Raw genomic sequence first — 19,569 nt, 5'->3', positions numbered from 1 at the left:
CTCTAGTTATATTGATAGTTATAAAAATTCTCAGTTGTTTTTTTAAACCCTCCAGAATCATTGGTGTTGTCTATTACTTCTGTATAGGTCGTTTTTAATTTTCCTGCATCATTATATTCGTATTTGATAGCCAGATTATTTGGTCCTATGATATAGGTGAGCTCATTCCATTGATTATATACATATGAAGTCATAGAAGATTCTGGTGGTAACATTCTAAAATCATCATAGATTGCATTGCCAGTGGTATTAAATATGTGTACTTCTTCTGCTGTTGTAACATCATCAAGATAGAAATTGAGTAGTACCCAATCCCCAGCAGAAACTACTTCAAAAGGATTATAGCTAATAAGAGCACTTTGATTTTCTATCTTTACTTGGGTATTTGTATAATTATATCCAGTACCCTTATATGCCCAAACGGATATCTTGTAATTTCCAGCTTCAGGTTTGACAGCAAATGCTTTAGTATTTGCACTTACCTGAACAGCTTTAGATCCTGTGTGGAAGGTGTCAGAGAGTACCGCATTTGTTCCTGTATAGACTTGCCCACTAAAATAATTGGTTTGTATATCCAGATCTTCAGCACCCGAATAGAACATTTGATCATACGCAGCATTACCCACAGCATAAACCTTAGAATTATCATCTCCCATTTTGGTACTTGCTTTATTGCCATTAATATCTTCTGATTCTAAGGGCATAGAGTAGTGGTCATACAGGGTAGTGGTACTGGTGCTGATCCAGTCAGTATTTGTTTGATCGTTAGGGTTCAACCAGGTAAAATCATCATCATCATCTGTGTATCCGTCATATGCTCCGTCACTATCAAGTGTTCCTTTCCATATAAAAGTTTGATGTTTACGCCAGATTTTTGCATCACCTATTGCAGGAGTTTCCTGGGATCCATCATAGGTTCGATAGTCCCAATCATTGTTCCAGGTTGTAATTGCTGAATTTATAGTTTTCCAGTTATCATTATCATCTTTTAGTTGTGTTAGTGTGAGAGCAGTTTGTGCCAACATGTTTTTGGCTGTGGCATTATCTACTTTTGCACCCATCCCATAGTCATATACCGAGCTACCATACGATGTGATTTGATAGGCAGGAATGGTTTTTGTTTTAAACTCTATGCCCTCACTGTTAATAGATCTTGTTTCTAAAACTTGTCCCGTTAGCATATCATGGTTTTCGTAGTAAGTAGTATTCGAGAAGCTTCCCTGAATGGTTGTAGAGCTTTCTATCAAGCTAGGATAGTCTACTTTACTAGAAGAACTTATCGTATAACTTGCAACATCATTTTTCTGAATCTTTTTAAGCGTTTTATGAGATTGTTGCGACACCCCAATTTGTCCATCACCATCGAGGTTTTGTTTGTAGTTTGAGATTGTTTTATTGAGTAATTGACCCTTAGCATTAAAAGAAGCGACGGATTTTACACGACCAATATCCGATAGCTTGTTGTAAATGGTGTATTTATTTACTTGAACTTCATCATTGATAAATGTTTCATTCTGTTGTTCTTCTACCTTAAAGAAATCTCCGAGACAGAATAAATAATTAGGATCTTCTTCATAAGGTTCAAGGACATCAAACTCATAGGTTGTACTCCCTAATAATTTGTCATTATGATCATAGTTTTTCATAGTTACGTTACCATAGGTAACCAATGGAGCAGGTAATTCACTTACATATGGAATCCCTTTTTGTTCTTCTGAGGGAGCATAGGATGTTATTCCTGATATATTAGTGTCATTTAAATTGGTGTAGTCATATACTGTTTTTACAGAAGTATCATTTCCGCTAACTTCTATACTGGCTACACGAATACCGCCACCTTTACGACCGTTAGGATCGGTATTAGTATATACTACATTTGGTGCCTTAGTACTTTTAATAGAAGGTTTTGAAAAACAATAGGAAGAATGACAGTATTCACCGCTACTTCCTAAATTAGCGATAGCATGATTATTTATATGAATATTCCATCCCTCATCTTCATATTCTGTAACTTCAAATAGTATTTTCTTATTAGTGTTATCAATATTAACAGCTTTTACTATGATTTTTGGCTCAAAATCTCCACCACCAATTGCACTTATACGAAGGTGTAAAAATAAGTTTGTATTTACATTTAAATTGAAATACTGAGTAAGGTCAATACTAGTATCTAAAAAATCAATTTCTATTATATTGCTATCTTCATTTTTATTGATTACTATATTGTCAATACTCTCAGTAGCATCGTAAGCAGCTTCAGAATAATACGAATCAGGTTCATGATTAATAATTATTTTTCCACCTGTTGGGGTGGTTATTTTATTCAGACTCCAGGTTTGTGGTACAACTTTATGGTACCCCCATTCATCTTGATTGGCTTTGTCATATTTTGTAGACGAATAGGCATAATCAAATCTATATGGAGGAATAACAGCAACTCCTTGTTTTCCTTTGAAATTAACTGATTTTAAAGTTAATCTACCTTTAGAAGTATCCCAGTCAGAATTAAATCCGGGTACTTTGGGAGCATCAGAATTTGGAGATTGTGTAGCTAAAGAATAGTCATAATTAAAATTAATAATTTGACTAGCGTTTTCTTCTAGATTTAACCCTATAATATCATTCTCATCCAGTATGTTATAGTCCTGATGTACATTAAAACTTTTAATATTTGTAGGTTTTTTTAAATATACACCACTGGGAAAAGGAAATAAATTATTTTCGACACACTCTTGCGTTTCTTTTTTTATAAGATCATAATGACAGGAGTTAATATTAGTATAACCGGTATTTTGAATAATGTGTCCAGTTTTTGTAATTATCATATTATTTTGATCCTTACTGATATCGGATTCTTGATTTTTTACTAATATGATTTTTTTTAACTTAAGAACTTTATTCTCTGGTGCATCTATATATCTTGCTGATGTTTTGTTACCTCTAAGTACCTCAATATGATTTGCGTAATAAGGCCATCCATCAATATCTGGAAGGGTATAAGTAGATCCATCATCTTTATAAACAATATCATTTGGGTATCCCATAATGGGCCTTCTAAACATATCTTCATTGGATTTTATTATCTCACTATATTCACCGACATTGAACGTACCACCGGTATACTTTTTGTTATAAATTTCGAATTCTTGTGATTTGTTATCATCACGCAAGTCTTTTACAAAAAGTGCCGTATGCGTTCTGGTTTTAACAGCATCTAAATAATAAATCTGCTTTCTTCCCCAATAATATGAGTATGTTTTGTCATTTGGATCTTTAGCATTGATGTGTTCATCATATCCGTCCACAGGACCTTTCCAGACATAACCGTCAGTCCATTTTCCATAATCAAATTCAACCCAATATCCATAGTCAGCTTTATCAACTTGTCCATTAGAATTGGTGTCGATATAGTCAGGGCCTGTGATAGCGGTTAATAACCAATGAGTAGCGTAAGGTTCTGTTTTTTGGATTTCAAAGAAATTTTGGTCTTCATTATCCTTATTTTTGAAATTTTTATAAAATAGCTCGTAATTATACACAGGCAATGAATAATGATATGTTTTTCCGTCGAGAGCCGTAATTCTAAATGCTCCTATTCCTTCATCTAAGAACGTATCTGTTTCTTGAATTCTATCAATATGTTTTGCTTCTATAAAACCTGTTGTGTTTTGGTTATTTCTTATTTGTTTGTTTGTGAATGTTTCTATGTAATTACCTGTACGTTTTTTACCACCCAGACCCGTCATATTTTGATTAAAATTTCCTGAGTCATTTGTCCCAAAACCATTAAGAAGTTCCCATCCACCTGCTTGGGGAGCAAGAATTGGATTATGATAAATCGATGCTTTGTCATTACGTAAAAAAGAACTTATTTCATTTTGAAAATAAAAGTTAGTGAGATATCCCAGGTCATAGGCCCCATCAGCACTACTAAAGCTTTCTCCTATATAACCAGTCAGTTGTTCATCTGCTGCACCCTTAGTATTTCCTCGATTAGTTAAGTTAAGCTCTTCATATGTTTGAGGCGCAATACTCCCAGATAAGCCTTGTGATGTTACTGTATATTTATCATATGCGGGTAACGTCATATTATTTTTACCCTCAGTATAGTTTTGATCAACCAGATAATCTAAGCTCATATTTTGATGAGAATATGGAAGAAATTCATCAACATCCATAAAGTGATTTTCTTTAATTTGAAAACTAGTTGTTGATTCTGTTTCTAAAGCATGATATGGGTACGCTGAACCCGATACGGTGAGATTATTTTGCTTAAATAGCGAATATTCAACTCTTTTATGTCCAAAACCAATATAAAATATATAGATAGGAATTGACGTTTGAAAAGCATCAACATTTATATTGTAGTCATTACTAGATATTCCATAATTTGCTGTAGAAATACCGCTGCCTTTGCCATTAATAGATCCACTTAATGATGGTCCGTTTGCACTAAAACTAATACCAACTGATGCAGATTTTGTTCTTCCTTCTTTTCCATATGTTGTGTTTGATCCGGTTATTGATATTCCTCCTGATAACCCTGAGTTATAATTATAATTGAGACTAAGTCCGTAGCCCATCTCACTCCCTTTACTAAATTTACTGCCGTATCCAATACCAACTCCATTTGTCCCCATACTAATGTTGAATCCTTTGTATCCTACACCTATAGAAGCTCCATCAGTTCCGATAGATGTATTTACTCCTATTCCTTCATATCCATAACCTAACGAAACAAAACCGCCTGTAGAACGGTGAGATCCCCAAGAGGCTCCTAATCCTATATTAAAACCATATACATCTACACCAACACTAAAATTATATTCATCTTCTGTCCACCCAGCATCATAAAAGAATTCTTCATACCCCGTTTTTCCCCAATCATCAGGGAAACCATTTATATTTCGATTAATAGACCCTGGATTTAGGTTCCAGCCTAAGCCCACCCATGATGCTTCTTGATTATGTGCAATACCTCCATGATATGACAAAGACAATGGATATCCTCCTTCGGGAGAGGGGACATTAAGTAGAGGTAATACATATGAAAAATCACCGGTTAATAGATTTACCATATCAGTAGCATCCACAGGCTCAAAAGCAGCCGCTTCTGGCGCATTTGGGCCATTATTATTTGCCCAGATTTGATTGTACGGGATGAGTGTTTGTAAAAAGGTAAGCACAAAAAATAATGCAATTGCTCTGTGAGAAAGAGGATGAGCTCCTCGACTCGAAAAGGTAGCCCCTGACTTTTTATACCTTGATAATATGTCAAGTAACTTCTTTGTATGGATAAGAAGTGATTTCGTGAGTATTGATTTTAGATGCATAGATTTATTATTTTTTATAAACTATTTTTGTTTTCGCATTAAGCTTGAATAGGTTAATTCTGTTCTTGTTTCTAAGCCAAATCCTAGTGTTTTCAATCTGATTTTCTGATTAAAATTTCAACTTAGGTTCATTATTCATCACTTTTGTAGGTATCTTAAATTTGACCTCGCCTGTATAAAAGCCTAAATCCTCAATACTAAGTGTTAAATATTCTTGATCATTTATTTTTTCATCTCTTGGATATACTAATAACATAGTGGTAGCTCCGCTCATGCCGTACATTCTGGGATAGATATAGTCTGCCATGGTAATCGTATCCTTTTTTTGGGTGTAGAGATGTGCTTTTTGTTCCATACCAAATGCCAATTCGTTAACCATCGCTCCAAACTGTTGTTTATTGCCCGCAACATTACTGAGTAGTTCTTGGTTGTTTTTGGACATGGATAAATTGAAATAGAGGTATCGATTATATTTATCTCGTACACTATCAATTTTTGATGACGACGCCTCTCCTGATAGTTCTTGCTCTACCAATAGATCTGTTGGTTTATAGAATAGTGTATACTCAACTCCGTTGATGTTTTTGCTATAGAAATACTCATTTTTGGGATTTTTTAGATATGCCCACATTTCTTCTGATGTTTCAAAACTTTTGGAAGAGCATGAGAACAATAACAAGAGTTTTGTAATAATTAGTATAGCAATTTTTTCCTTTGGCATTTTGATTGTTTTTTTGTTTGAAGTCCTAGGTCAGATATTCATAGTTTTAACAAGAGAATCTTTTACTCTTGAGTCAGACCTAAGACTTCAATCCCCAACTTATTTTCCTTCAAACTCAGCATTTAGTTCTTCTAATACTTGATCTGTAAGATCTGCGGATTCCTCACCATACATGATGGTTCCACTTCCTGTGGCTCCAAAAATGACTTTGTATCCTTTTGTCTTACCATATTCTTTTACAAAATCATTGATGTCATTAATTACTGTTTGAGTAACTTTTTTATCTTCTTCTTGTAATTGTTTTTGTACGGCCTGCTGATAATTATTGATTTGTTGTTGTTTGTTTCCTAATAATTCTTGTTTTAATTCCAATTCTTTTTTACTTAATCCGGCACGCTCTTTTTCGTATACTTTTAATTCATTTTGCCACTCAGATAAAAGGCTATCGACATTGGACTTCATCGTTTTTGCTTTTTCGTCGAATGCCGCTTTTACGATCTTTGTACGTTTATAACCATCTAATAGTTTGTTGACATCTACGTACACTAGATCTGATGATGATTGGAGAAAGAAAAATGAGCTTATCGCAGCTATAAGTGCGATAAGTGCTATAGGTAATGCTAGTTTATTCATTTTTGTTTTTTTATTGTAATCGGAAACCAGAAGTCTGATATCAGAAATTTTATGAGGTGAAACTTCTTTGTTGATTTCCGTCTTCCAATTTTTTATTTTTTTAGTAATAAAGATTCTAACCTTGCCAAACGTTCATTTTGAGCTTTGATTTTTTTCTCTTGATCAATGGTGTATAATGTCAGTTCTTCAATTTTTTCTAAAAGTTTTGAGTTGATTTCACCTAATTTGATACCTTTTTCTAGTACTTCAGTTTCAGAAGGGATATTGATTAAGTGGCCTTTTTCAATGATATGCTCTTCTACCTGTTGCAGCGTAGGTAGGTCATATTCTTTTTTGAAAACATAATCAGGCCAGCCTTCTAAGTCAACCACAACTTCTTGACTATGAATACTTCCGTTTACGGCGAGTTCGTATCCTTGGGTATCTGTGGTTCCGATTCCGATGTGTCCATTAGTGTAAATTGCATCCTCGATCATTGCAGGACCACCTTTTACTACAAGATTATATCCTTTATCAGCTAGATATCCACCATATTCTCCTATTACAATTCTTGATTTGGGTAATGGCATATGAATGTATGTTAGGTCATCGGCACTAGAAACCTTAAAGAAATGTTGATTGTTATGATTGTCTAAATCAATCCAAGTATGAGTGTTTTTTGATACGAAGTCATATCGTAATATTTTTGATTGATCTGTTATGCCAAATGAAGTATATCCAGAACCTGTATCGGTAGGGGCTACGACAAATTCGAAAGTTCTTCTGTCGGTATCGTATTCACGTCCTATAGAAACAGGGATCCAACCATCATCCCCACGACTACTTGAATCAAATATGCCGTGAAGTGCAGATAATTTTCCGTTCACCTCAAAATCCCCATTGTCGTGATATACTAATTGTTTACTCCAATCCCATTCGTTATTATTTTTTGGTGCAATAAATAAACGATTTGATGTATCTGTCCAATGCTGAGTATGAAAAATAAAGTCTTTGTGGGTACCACCAATTACCATACTACCGTTTTGAATATCTAATTCGGCACTAGGAGTGATGGTGCCAATTCCTATTTTTCCGGATGTGATGATGTCTCCTGTAAAATCTGCACTACCATCTATAGCAAGAGTGGCATAATCAGGGATGGTTTTGGTGTTAATTCCTACTTTATTACTAGCAAAATCTCCAAAGATTAACGGTGTTGAAGTACTTGAATTGTCAATATAGAGTTTGTCATTACCAGTTTCATTATACCCAGCAGCATATCCAAGGAATACGTTTCCTATTCCTGAGATGTTTTTCATTCCCGCTGTAGCTCCTAAGAATGTATTGCCTCTACCTGTAGTATTGTTTGCGCCAGCGGAGCTTCCCAAAAATGTATTAAAATATCCGGTAGTAGTTACTCGACCAGAAAAGTTTCCTATAAAGGTATTGCTAAATGCGGTAGTATTTGCGGACCCTGTTTGTGATCCATAAAAAGTATTAGAATGTCCAGTAGTATTAGCAAATCCAGCATTAGTACCTGTAAAGGTGTTTTGAACACCTGTTGTATTTCTGTTTCCTGCATTATCACCAATAAAAATATTGCCGTTTGCGGTTGTGTTGTAATATCCTGCATTGTTGCCGATGAATACATTTTGGTAGCCTGTCGTATTATTAAAACCAGCAGATCTTCCTAAAAAAGTATTAGAATGTCCGGTTGTATTCAAATAGCCTGCCGTAGCTCCGTAAAAACTATTTACATCACCAGTGGTAAGAGATCCTGATGCGTATCCAAAGAAACTATTGCTGTTTCCGCCAGTTCCTGATCCTTCTCCAATATTAGTTGTTTTTGTAGTTGTTTTTTGTGCAGAAATTATATTAATAAATAAGATATGTGTTATTGCGACAAGTAGATAAGTTTTTTTCATTTGACGTGATTGATTTTAGTTATAAGTTCTTGAATTATATTCCTTTTTTTTATTGTATTTATGTTAATGATGTTGTCCTAAAAAAACATAACAACTTTTTTTTAGGGGAATGAGTTTTTTGTTCATTTTCTGAATTTAAAAGTTGAAAATACATACTCAAAAAAAGTATAAGGTTTTTGTTTTTTGTGCTTAAAATGAGTTGTTTTTTGAATACAATACTTATTGATTCTCTTTAATGAATTTTGATAAAAGATGTTGTATTTTCTGCAATTCTAGTTGATAAAGGAGGAATTATGGTTCTGTATTTTTAGAAAGTTTAAGATCCAGAACTTATTTTTTGGTGTTTTTTATATTGATTAGGAGTTTGTCCTGAAAATTTCTTGAACGAAGTATAGAAATTTGATTTTGATTTGAAACCGCATTCAAGTCCAATAGATTCTATAGTGTAGTTATTATATCGTATGTCTGATAACATTCTTTTTGCAGCTTTAATACGTAATTCATTGATGTAATCATTAAAACTTTTTTTGGTATGCCTATTAATAAGTTGTGATAAATAGCCACTACTAAGGTCAAAATGGCTTGCTATTGTAGTAAGTCCTATATCTTGAACTAAATATTTTTTTTCTCTTAGAATATGCTCATTAATTTTAATAAAAGTAGGGTGTCCTATTTTTTTTGACATCTGGTTTTTGGCAAGTATCTCTAATTTTTTATGAGAAGACGATTTATTAATACCAATATATCCTACCCAATATATCCATATGGATAAGGATATAAAAAAAGGATAAGCAACAAATGAAGTGTGTGCTTGGGTAATTAAAATATAGACAACAGAGATCATTCCTAGAGTAACTATCCCAATACCAATATGAATTAGTTGTTTTAACCAACGAGTCTCTTCCTGAACTTTTTGTATTACATTTTTTGCGTTATTTTCATAAGAAGTAATCATAGTATACATCTTATAAACAATTACAGGAATATAGATAAAGGAAATTAGATTAGTATATAAGAATAATCCTTTTTCATAATAATCTGCAATGGTATGATTTACATTAAATTTGGCTTGATATATAAGTTGGCATAGATGAATTAATGAAACCACAAAAAAAGGGGCGATAAGGAATATCAATAATTTATGACTCATTTTTTCTTTTTTCAAGAAATAGTGAGCAAAAAAATAAAACATGGAACCTACTAGCCATTGCCATGGGATATATAGATTTCTAATAACGGATGTTTTTGTAAAATAATTGATATCAATAAGCATGTGTTGAATATTGCTTAGAGATAGAAATAATACTGTCAAAGCAAGAAAAAACACACTTTTAGACTGATATTTTTTTACAGAAAATACAATACCGCTAAATACAATCCCCTGAATTGAACCAAAGAGAATCAAAAGTTGAAAAAAATTAAAATTGATGGTTTGAAAAGCCATATGACGTGAATTGACGTTTTTTTTATTACTATTATATTCCTATAATGCGAAATAAATAAAGCATAACATTATTTGGGTGAAATAGTGTTGCAAAAGCATCAATCCTCTTTCTTACCTAATACATAGATAAGTAGTAAGAACAATATGTAAATAGGCAGTTGAGCTAACTTATTGTGGTCTACATATAAGTATTCCCGTATTGTTTTTTATTTTTTGTAAGTATTCTACTAATGGTAGTTTTGATATTTCTACATGCCCTTTTGATGATGCATGTAATAAGTGAATTCGACCATCTGATTTGTCACGAAATGCGATACCAGTATGCGTAACATCTAATCCCTTTATTGATGTAGTAAGTGCAATGATATCTCCGGATTTTATGAGTTCTTCATTTTCTTTGATTTGATTTCTAGGTAAAAAACATAACTCTGAAGTACTAATTTGGGTTTCGGATTTTTGTATCCTTTCAAAATTTTGTTGATTACTAAGAAAAGGGTATAGATCACGATGCGTACTCATAAAATCGATTTTTTTATTGATCTCTATTCCACCGATTTCTCCAGTAATGTCTTTAATAATCTTCTTATTTTCATTATCACTAATCCATTCAGAGAAATAATGTAAACGCGAAGCGTAGCCATCTAATTTCCCATTTTTGTAGCGTATTTTTTCAAGATATGATACGTAAGAGTCAAAATCATCTCTATTGTTTTTTAGCATAAGACTAAAAGCTACTACGTTTTCTACAAAAGTCGTACAATCTAGTCCCTGTAGATTAATGACCAGAGATTCCTTAGTGCCGACTTCTAGGGTTTTTGCAACATAAGGAGTGCCTAAAAATGTTTTTCCAACATTCACAACAGTTACTCCAAAGTTACTAGTTGGTATGTAGTTGTTTTTAAGTGCCTCTATTTTTTTTGAAAACAATTCTTTGTCCTTAACAGAGCATGTAATGTGTTGCGCGGATAGTATGTTGGTAATTACAAAAAAAAATAAAAGTATATTCTTAGGTGCCATTGATTAAGTTGTTTGCAATTGATATTAACTGATTTTATAGATTAAGGAAGAGTGTTCTAATTTATGTAAGGACTAATGAATATGTAAAGTACAAAATGTTGGGGGCTTTTCCTTGAAGTATGGTAGATTTTTAAAATGTTTTTCTTTTTATAATAAGAAGGAGTTTATAAAAAGAACCTTAAGGAGCCGAATAAAATGGAGTCATAAAAAAACCTGTCTATTGACAGGTTTTGTACTGTGAAAAAATTAAAAGTATATTGTTGGTACAATTAAAGTACCTTAACATTAACTGCGTTTAATCCTTTTCTTCCTTCTTGTAAATCGAATTCGACAGCATCACCTTCGCGAATTTCATCGATTAACCCAGAGATGTGTACAAAATGTTCCTTGCTTGAATCTTCTTCAGTGATGAATCCAAAACCTTTGGCATCATTAAAGAATTTTACTGTTCCTTTATTCATTATTAAAATTTAAATGTTAGTTAATAGTAACGAAGATACAGTCTAAATAGTTAAATAACTATAAACAAGGAGTTTTATTTGTTAAGCAAATATTATTTATTTTATCTGGTTTTCTAATTTTTGTATTTCTATTTGATAGTCATATTGTAAATCTTCATGCAGTGTAGTTACTTTTTTTCTAATGGTCGTAAGCTCCCGATTAAGTATATTTTTTAAAACAGTATTTTTTAGAACAGAAGGTTTAAAGTTTTTGAGTTGAATGCAGAAGTAGAGTAGGAGTTCTATTTCGGTTTCCACATTTTTAGAATAACGGATGTACTTTTTTATAGACCGTAAAATTTTGCGAATACTTTTTTTTATATAATAAAATGACGAAGTATTGATCGTTTCAAATTGGATAACAACTTCTTCTTTTACACTATTTATATATTTTTCTTCATTTTCTGATTCAAAAAGCAAGTAAGTGATCAGTTCTTTATTTTCTTTTTTAAAGCGGGACAGTCTTAAGCATAGTCCTATTAATTCTTGCTGTGACCTGTCTTGTAATTCGTCTTTGATCTCTTTTACGGTTGCAGTTTTCATAGGTGCAATTTAGGCAATACTATGTTTTTTAGTTAAATATTGAGACTAAACATAAATAATATTTGGGCAAATAGTTTTTCTGAAAACCATTTCTTTTTTGAGCTGTTGTTTGTGTTATTGTTATCAACATAGTTATTAACAATTATTGCAAGTATTTACTTGTTAATATTCAATAATTGTATAAAAATATAGTTTTTTAGCATTATTTATTGGTTTTTGAACATTTAATAAACAGTTTATCAACAATTAATTTGGATAATTGTTAATAAGTTTATATATTGGCATCATAAACCTTAAATCATACAAAGCATGAATCATTTTTACACTACTTTCGGAATTAATATTAAAGGAATATTTAGTTTTTTACGTGAGCTTCCTGAAGCTTCTAGCTACGCGATGCGTAAATAATATATAAAAACATTTTTCGGGAATTTTTTAAATCTATTAGGGGAGTTATTTTTGGGGTAACTCCCCTTTTATTTTGTTATATCTACTCTAAAGTCCCGAAAATTGTAATCATTAAGGTATCTGTATATTTTCTATGATGTAAAGAGCTAATTGGGCAGCTAATCTTGCAGTGCAATTATCGATATCATATTTAGGGTTCAGTTCAACAATATCAACACTGATTAGTTTTTTAGACATACAAATCAGTTCTAGAGTTTTTAGAGCTATGTCTGGAGAAAAACCTACGGGAGAAGGAGCACTAACTCCCGGAGCATACATAGAAGAAAACCCATCAAGGTCTATAGTGCAGTATATAATGTCTACTTGCTTTATAAAATCTTCAAGTACTGAGTATATAGTTTCTTGATTTTGGATTGTGAATGTTGAGTTTTCTAGATATTCAACATCTAGTTTGACTGCTGTTGCGTATAAATTTCTGTTGTTTGAAGATTTTTGTATTCCTAGGCATAAATAGTTACAAAAATTATTTTCAGTAAGGATTTGAAAAAATGGTGTACCTGAATTGCCTTTATCTTCGACTTTTCTAAGATCAAAATGTGCATCCATATTTATGATTCCGATAGTTTTTTTGGGAAACTGCTTTTTGATTCCGTTAAAGTGCGGATATGCGAGATCATGACCTCCCCCCAGTACAATAGGCATAGTATCATTTTCTAATATTTTAGAAATAACTTCTGATATTGATAGTTGGCTTTCTTCTAAGTCTTTATTTTGGCAGTATATATTTCCGACATCCCAAATTTGTGTTTGATCCGCCATATGATTTGATAAGGGAGCCAGTCTATTGCGAATCGCATCTGGTCCTTCTGCTGCACCTATTCTTCCGAGGTTTCTTCGAACTCCTTCATCAATGGCATATCCCAAAATAGCAAATGACGGCACTTTGGTTTTTGGTAGTATCTTTTTTTGTAGATCTATACATTCTACAATTTCATGAAAATACAAGTTGTCATTAGATTCACGCCCTTTCCATATCGTTGGATTAGAAGCTCTGTAGTTGTTAATTTGAGATCTCATCGTTTTTATTTTTTACTTATAAGTCTATCCAAAAGATCATCTTCTACTATAGATGGTACTGTTACCTTAAGTTCGGGGGTTCTTTTCATCTCACGTTTAATGGCAAATAAGGCTTCTTTATTTCGTGCCCAACTTCGTCTGGCAATACCGTTATTTACATCATATAATATCATTTGTTCTAGCTTTTCTGAAGCTTCTTCAGACCCATCAAGAACCAACCCAAAGCCTCCATTGATTACTTCGCCCCATCCTACACCGCCACCATTATGAATAGAAACCCATGTTGCTCCTCTAAAACTATCGCCTATAACATTATGAATGGCCATGTCGGCAGTAAATTTGCTGCCATCTGTAATATTACTTGTTTCTCTATATGGTGAGTCTGTACCACTTACATCATGATGATCCCTTCCTAATACGATAGGAGCTGATAGTTCATTATTTTTTATCGCATTATTAAATGCTTTGGCAATTTTAATTCTTCCTTCTGCATCTGCATATAGAATGCGAGCCTTGGATCCCACAACAAGGTTGTTTTCTTTTGCTTCACGTATCCATGTGATATTATCTTGCATTTGTTGCTGTATTTCTTCGGGTGCTGTTGTTTTTATTGCTTGTAGAACTTCTAGAGCGATTTGATCGGTGAGTTCTAGATCTTTTGATGTTCCTGAAGTACAAATCCATCTAAAAGGACCAAAACCATAATCAAAACACATAGGTCCCAAAATATCTTGTACATAGGAAGGATACTTAAAATCAGTACTGTTTTTTACAAATATGTCTGCTCCAGCTCTAGAAGCTTCTAGTAAAAATGCATTGCCATAATCAAAGAAATAAGTGCCTTTAGCAGTGTGCTTATCTATAGCTTTGGTTTGTCGACATAAAGATTTTTGTACCATTTTCTTAAAAGTTTCTGGAGATTGACTCATCAATGAATTGGCTTCTTCGTAAGTAACACCCACAGGGTAATATCCGCCAGACCATGGATTGTGCAATGATGTTTGATCAGACCCCAAATGCACATAAATATCTTCTTGATCAAAACGTTCCCATATATCTACTATATTACCTTGATAGGCAATAGAAATGACTTCTTTGGTAGTAACAGCTTTTTTTACTCTTGTAACCAAGGTATCTAGAGTATATACTATTTCATCTACCCAACCTTGCTCATGTCTTTTTTTTGCTGCATTTGGATTTATTTCTGCGCATATAGTTATGCAACCTACAATATTTCCCGCTTTCGGTTGTGCACCGCTCATGCCCCCTAATCCCGAGGTTAGAAATATTTTGCCGGCGGGTGTTTCTGTTGGAAGTAATGTTTTTCTAAATGCGTTCATAATAGTGATAGTAGTCCCGTGTACAATACCTTGTGGTCCTATATACATATAGCTACCTGCGGTCATTTGTCCATATTGTGTTACTCCTAATGCATTATATTTTTCCCAATCATCCGGCTTAGAGTAGTTTGGGATCATCATGCCATTCGTTATGACAACTCTAGGAGCATGCTCTGAAGAGGGAAATAATCCCATTGGGTGTCCCGAGTATATATGAAGGGTTTGCTTCGTATTCATTGTAGCGAGATATTGCATAGTCAATAGATATTGTGCCCAATTCTGAAACACCGCTCCATTACCACCATAGGTAATTAATTCATTAGGATGTTGAGCAACTAATGGGTCAAGATTATTTTGTATCATCCCCATAATTGCTGCAGCTTGGGATGTAATTGCTGGGTATTCATTTATTGGTCGAGCATACATTTTATAGGTTGGCATAAAGCGATACATATAAATGCGACCAAGTTCATTTAGTTCATTAAGAAATTCTTGAACAAGTTCATTATGCCATTTTTTTGGAAAATAGCGTAAAGCATTTCTGAGGGCTAATTTTTTTTCCTCAGATGTAAGTATTTGTTTTCGTTTGGGTGCACGATTACCAACATTTTCTACGCATTTTTTGGAAGGTAATACTTTGGGAATACCCTGACGTATTTGTTCTTTGAAATTCATATTCTTTTCTTTTAAAAAATACTTTCACCATTTACATTATTTGTATGTACCATGATACACGATCCTTTTTTATTCAATTTCTTCTCTAGAAGCTTAATCAGATGCTAATTGAAGCTAGTGTTTACTCTTAGTAAAACCTATGCCTCATTTAGGATTTGTGAACTAATACACCTTGTTTCCAGACTTGTGAGGGTATTAATGTGCCTTGGTGATAACAGATTTCATTGTAATGATCTGCTTTAAAAAGGTTAAAATCTGCTTTCATCCCTTTAATTAATTTTCCTCGATCAGTAAGATTAAGAGCTGAAGCTGCTCTATTGGTAATCCCTGCCAATACTTCTGCATTCGTTAGTTTTTCGAATGTACCAAGAATACATGCCTGAGTTAACAGATCTCCCATAGGGGCAGAACCCGGGTTCCAATCACTGGCGATAGCTACGGTTCCTCCTGCATCAAGAATTTTTCTTGCAGGAGCAAAATCACAGCCAAGTCCTAATGATGCTCCTGGTAGTGCTATTGCGATAACATTACTTTTGGCGAGTGTCTGTATTTCTTTGTCAGTACTTGCTTCGAGGTGATCAGCGCTAATGGCATTCATTTTTACGGCTACTTCACTACCACTGGTACTAAATTGATCGGCATGAATTGTAATGTCAAACCCCATTGCTTTAGCCTTTTTTAGATATGGGTAGACATCTGTGGGGAGAAAAGCGCCTTTTTCTACAAACACATCAATACGATTTGTTAGTTTTTCTTTTTTTAGAATTGGAAATAAGGAATTGCTGATGGTTTCTAGGTACTGTTTATGATTACCTATAAAATCATTTGGTAGTATATGTGCAGCCAGACATGTAGAGACCAAATCCACTTTTGTGAGATTGTCTGCGCTACGAATTGCATGCAGCATTTTTAGCTCTTCTTCTACCGAAAGTCCGTAGCCACTTTTTACTTCTATCGTTGTAATTCCTTTTTGTAATAAGGTATTTGCTCTTTGAACGATTTTTTTGGTTAATTCCTGTTCTGAGGCTTTTCTGGTCTGGATAACAGTATCCCATATACCACCTCCTGATTCGGCAATCTCTTGATATGATTTTCCTGCATTGCGTAAGGCATAATCTTGAGCTCTGGATCCAGAAAAGCAAATATGTGTATGAGGATCGATAAACCCAGGAAGACAAACATATTTCCCTGATAACTCTATGATTTCTGTCTCGTTAATAGCCGTGTTTTTTTTTAGGTCTGCAAACGATCCTATGTCAGAAATAATATCATTTTTGATTAAAATACCTGCATTAGAATAAATTGTCAGCTCATTGTCTTGTATCGGACCTCGTTTTGGCAAACCTTCCATGGTTACTAATTGAGTAAAAGGACCTATTAATTTGTATTTCTTCATAATCCAGGTTTAGTATATATCGAATTCTGACGAGAATTGCGTTTCTAGAGATAACTTTTCTTTACTAGAAATTTTACTAGCAATAGTAACAATAGTTTTGTTTTTGATGATATCGATTCCTTTTTGAATATCATCCGCGAATACTCGATCCTCATTGGCGAATGTTACAGACTTTCGTACCTCTTTATAAATTTCGTCTAGAATTATTCCTGATTTTAGCGGTTTTCTATATTCAAATGCTTGTGCAGCTGTTAATAATTCTATCGCTAATATTTTTTCTAAATTTTCTATTACTCTTAGCGCTTTTCTACCTCCAATAGATCCCATACTTACATGATCTTCTTGTCCCAGAGAAGTAGGGATACTATCTGCACTTGATGGAAAACATAATCCTTTATTCTCACTTGCCAGTGCTGCTGTAGTGTATTGTAGTATCATATACCCTGAGTTAATACCTGTATCTTTCATTAATAATTTGGGAACTCCAGGAGCGTTTCCCTCTAGTGCAAGGTATATTCGTCGATCAGAAATATTACCTAATTCTGATGCGGCAAGACAAACATAATCTAAAGCCATGGCTAGCGGTTGTCCGTGAAAATTTCCGCCACTTATAGTAAGCTCTTCATCTATAATTATGGGATTGTCGGTAACAGCATTTAATTCAATCTCAAGAAGCTCTTTGAGGTGTAGCCAGGCATTTCTTGATGCCCCATGTACCTGTGGGATACAGCGTAGTGAATAGGGATCCTGAACACGATCACAATTAGTATGTGCTCTCATGATCTCTGAACCTTTTAAGATGGCTTTTATTCTTGCGGCAACGTGTATATTTCCTTTAAAAGGACGAAGATGATGTAGTTCTTTATAAAAAGGTTTTACAGACCCTTGTAGCCCTTCGATCATCATTGCGCCTATAATATCAGCCTGAGAGAGACAATTATGCAGTTTTACAATGACTTCTACAGCATGGGCAGCTATAAACTGAGTACCATTGATAAGTGCCAGCCCTTCTTTAGGCTCTAATTCAAGTGCTTGTAACCCTGTAATTGTATATAATTCTGAGGTGCTGATTACTTTATTTTGAAAAGTTACTTTTCCTAATCCGATCAGGGGCAAAAAAAGATGGGATAGGGGAGCGAGGTCACCAGAAGCACCAACAGAACCTTGACAGGGAACAATAGGAATTGCATTATTGTCGATATGCCATAAAATGCGGTCTAACGTTTTTTCTGCAATTCCCGAATGTCCTTGGGATAATGATTGAACTTTAAGAATCATCATTATTTTGGCTATTCGAGTATCGATAGGATCTCCTACACCTACACTATGACTTTGTAGAATGTTTTTTTGTAAAATTTTGGTCTCTTCTTTTGATATTTTTGTGGTACATAGTGGTCCAAAACCAGTATTGATACCATAGACAGGGGCTCCTTTTTTAACAATATTATCAACCACTTGTCTATTGCGCCTTATTTTTTTTCTTGCAATTTCAGAAATGATTCCCAGAATATCTCCATTTACAATCTTGATCACTTTTCCTGTTGTTAAGTGATCTTCTCCAAATAAAAAATGTTCTTTTATATCCGACATTGAAGCGTTTTGTGTTTTTATCACTAATTTAATGCCTATTTTTGATAATTAGAAATACCAATTAGATCATTAATTAATGCCTATGGGTTATCAATTAGAGCTTCGTCATTTTACTTATTTTTTGGCTGTAGCCGAAGAGTTACATTTTAGGAAAGCTGCAGAGCGGTTGTATATTTCCCAACCTGGATTAAGCAGGCAGATTAAGCAGATGGAAGAAATTATAGGTGTTGAACTTTTTCTGCGAGATAAGCGGAAAGTCACCCTTACAAATGCGGGGGTATATCTTAAAAATGAATTAGATTATATTTTTAATCATATTGATTTTACTTTAAAGCAGACACGTCTCATTGATCAAGGTAGTGAAGGAGAGATACGTGTTGGTTTTCTTGGGTCGGCTATGCAAACGATACTTCCCGAATTATTAGTAAATGTTAATAAAGAGTATCCGAATTTACAATTTAGCTTAGAAGAGATGTCTAATTATTTGCAAGTCGATGCTGTACAAAAGGATCAATTAGATATAGGTTTTGTTCGATTAGCGAGAGTTCCTAAAGAAATGCAAATAAAAACAATACATACAGACACGTTTTCACTGGTTCTGCCCTTAGAACATCTGCTAAATGTAGGTAATTTTGTGAGTGTACAGCAGGTGTCTGATGAACAGTTTATTTTATTTTCTTCTGATTATAGTTCTGTGTATTATGATCAAATAATGAGTATCTGTGAGGACAAAGGGTTTACTCCCAAAGTTTCACACAAATCTGTTCACGCACAGACTATTTTTAAATTGGTAGAGAGTGGGTTTGGGGTTGCAATTGTTCCTACTTCTTTGCAATATGGTTTTGATCTGAAGGTGAAATTTCTTGAGATCCCTGAGATACTTCAAAAAGCCGAACTTTCTGTAATTTGGAAAAATGATAATAGAAATCCAGCCTTAAGGCAGATCATGAAATTTTTATAATACCTTGTTTATTAAATGATAGAATTT

At 33.7% G+C, this 19,569-nt stretch carries 13 protein-coding genes; 1 reads left to right on the top strand and 12 read right to left on the bottom strand.

The window, feature by feature from the left end:
• Window positions 1–2: 2 nt before the first annotated feature.
• The 12 genes from DZ60_RS0100240 to hutH form a co-directional block, all read right to left on the bottom strand.
• The gene (locus DZ60_RS0100240; protein ID WP_025739445.1) at window positions 3–5,333 is read right to left on the bottom strand and encodes a hypothetical protein; all 5,331 of its coding nucleotides are present in this window, start codon (window positions 5,331–5,333) and stop codon (window positions 3–5) included.
• A 109-nt stretch (window positions 5,334–5,442) separates the two neighbouring features.
• Window positions 5,443–6,054, bottom strand: coding sequence for a hypothetical protein (locus tag DZ60_RS0100235; RefSeq protein ID WP_025739443.1), 612 nt, complete (start codon window positions 6,052–6,054; stop codon window positions 5,443–5,445).
• Window positions 6,055–6,153: 99 nt separating this feature from the next.
• Window positions 6,154–6,687, bottom strand: coding sequence for an OmpH family outer membrane protein (locus DZ60_RS0100230; protein ID WP_025739441.1), 534 nt, complete (start codon window positions 6,685–6,687; stop codon window positions 6,154–6,156).
• Between the two features lie 92 nt (window positions 6,688–6,779).
• Entirely contained in the window at window positions 6,780–8,591 is a 1,812-nt protein-coding gene (locus DZ60_RS0100225; RefSeq protein ID WP_025739439.1) for an autotransporter outer membrane beta-barrel domain-containing protein, read from the bottom strand.
• A gap of 316 nt (window positions 8,592–8,907) precedes the next feature.
• A complete protein-coding gene (locus DZ60_RS0100220) occupies window positions 8,908–9,741 on the bottom strand; it encodes a helix-turn-helix domain-containing protein (RefSeq protein ID WP_161634354.1) in 834 nt (277 codons plus the stop codon).
• Between the two features lie 462 nt (window positions 9,742–10,203).
• Window positions 10,204–11,052, bottom strand: coding sequence for an N-acetylmuramoyl-L-alanine amidase-like domain-containing protein (locus DZ60_RS0100215; protein WP_025739435.1), 849 nt, complete (start codon window positions 11,050–11,052; stop codon window positions 10,204–10,206).
• A 269-nt stretch (window positions 11,053–11,321) separates the two neighbouring features.
• Window positions 11,322–11,513 (bottom strand): cold-shock protein, encoded by a 192-nt coding sequence (locus DZ60_RS0100210; RefSeq protein ID WP_025739433.1) that lies wholly within the window; start codon window positions 11,511–11,513, stop codon window positions 11,322–11,324.
• Window positions 11,514–11,609: 96 nt separating this feature from the next.
• Window positions 11,610–12,095 carry a hypothetical protein gene (locus tag DZ60_RS0100205; protein WP_025739432.1) on the bottom strand — a complete coding sequence of 162 codons (486 nt, stop codon included), beginning with the start codon at window positions 12,093–12,095 and terminating at the stop codon, window positions 11,610–11,612.
• A 519-nt stretch (window positions 12,096–12,614) separates the two neighbouring features.
• Entirely contained in the window at window positions 12,615–13,580 is a 966-nt protein-coding gene (gene hutG, locus DZ60_RS0100200; protein WP_034228227.1) for a formimidoylglutamase, read from the bottom strand.
• Window positions 13,581–13,585: 5 nt separating this feature from the next.
• Window positions 13,586–15,595, bottom strand: coding sequence for a urocanate hydratase (locus DZ60_RS0100195; protein WP_025739428.1), 2,010 nt, complete (start codon window positions 15,593–15,595; stop codon window positions 13,586–13,588).
• Between the two features lie 148 nt (window positions 15,596–15,743).
• Window positions 15,744–16,991, bottom strand: coding sequence for an imidazolonepropionase (hutI, locus tag DZ60_RS0100190; protein WP_025739427.1), 1,248 nt, complete (start codon window positions 16,989–16,991; stop codon window positions 15,744–15,746).
• A 9-nt stretch (window positions 16,992–17,000) separates the two neighbouring features.
• Window positions 17,001–18,581 carry a histidine ammonia-lyase gene (gene hutH, locus DZ60_RS0100185; RefSeq protein WP_025739425.1) on the bottom strand — a complete coding sequence of 527 codons (1,581 nt, stop codon included), beginning with the start codon at window positions 18,579–18,581 and terminating at the stop codon, window positions 17,001–17,003.
• 82 nt (window positions 18,582–18,663) lie between these two features.
• On the opposite strand from hutH, the gene DZ60_RS0100180 reads away from it, so the two are divergent.
• Complete coding sequence (locus DZ60_RS0100180; RefSeq protein WP_025739423.1) at window positions 18,664–19,542, top strand: LysR family transcriptional regulator; 879 nt, start codon at window positions 18,664–18,666, stop codon at window positions 19,540–19,542.
• Window positions 19,543–19,569 lie beyond the last annotated feature (27 nt).

This window comes from Aquimarina pacifica, from assembly GCF_000520955.1.
GTDB lineage: Bacteria > Bacteroidota > Bacteroidia > Flavobacteriales > Flavobacteriaceae > Aquimarina > Aquimarina pacifica.
This window is presented reverse-complemented; position numbering and strand designations above follow the sequence as displayed.

Bases quoted from the DNA above. Each gene is read 5' to 3' on its own strand.
- DZ60_RS0100205 (WP_025739432.1), bottom strand. From the start codon at position 12,095: ATGAAAACTGCAACCGTAAAAGAGATCAAAGACGAATTACAAGACAGG.
- DZ60_RS0100225 (WP_025739439.1), bottom strand. From the start codon at position 8,591: ATGAAAAAAACTTATCTACTTGTCGCAATAACACATATCTTATTTATT.
- DZ60_RS0100180 (WP_025739423.1), top strand. From the start codon at position 18,664: ATGGGTTATCAATTAGAGCTTCGTCATTTTACTTATTTTTTGGCTGTA.
- hutH (WP_025739425.1), bottom strand. From the start codon at position 18,581: ATGTCGGATATAAAAGAACATTTTTTATTTGGAGAAGATCACTTAACA.
- DZ60_RS0100195 (WP_025739428.1), bottom strand. From the start codon at position 15,595: ATGAATTTCAAAGAACAAATACGTCAGGGTATTCCCAAAGTATTACCT.
- DZ60_RS0100220 (WP_161634354.1), bottom strand. From the start codon at position 9,741: ATGAGTCATAAATTATTGATATTCCTTATCGCCCCTTTTTTTGTGGTT.
- hutI (WP_025739427.1), bottom strand. From the start codon at position 16,991: ATGAAGAAATACAAATTAATAGGTCCTTTTACTCAATTAGTAACCATG.
- DZ60_RS0100230 (WP_025739441.1), bottom strand. From the start codon at position 6,687: ATGAATAAACTAGCATTACCTATAGCACTTATCGCACTTATAGCTGCG.
- DZ60_RS0100235 (WP_025739443.1), bottom strand. From the start codon at position 6,054: ATGCCAAAGGAAAAAATTGCTATACTAATTATTACAAAACTCTTGTTA.
- DZ60_RS0100215 (WP_025739435.1), bottom strand. From the start codon at position 11,052: ATGGCACCTAAGAATATACTTTTATTTTTTTTTGTAATTACCAACATA.
- DZ60_RS0100210 (WP_025739433.1), bottom strand. From the start codon at position 11,513: ATGAATAAAGGAACAGTAAAATTCTTTAATGATGCCAAAGGTTTTGGA.
- hutG (WP_034228227.1), bottom strand. From the start codon at position 13,580: ATGAGATCTCAAATTAACAACTACAGAGCTTCTAATCCAACGATATGG.
- DZ60_RS0100240 (WP_025739445.1), bottom strand. From the start codon at position 5,333: ATGCATCTAAAATCAATACTCACGAAATCACTTCTTATCCATACAAAG.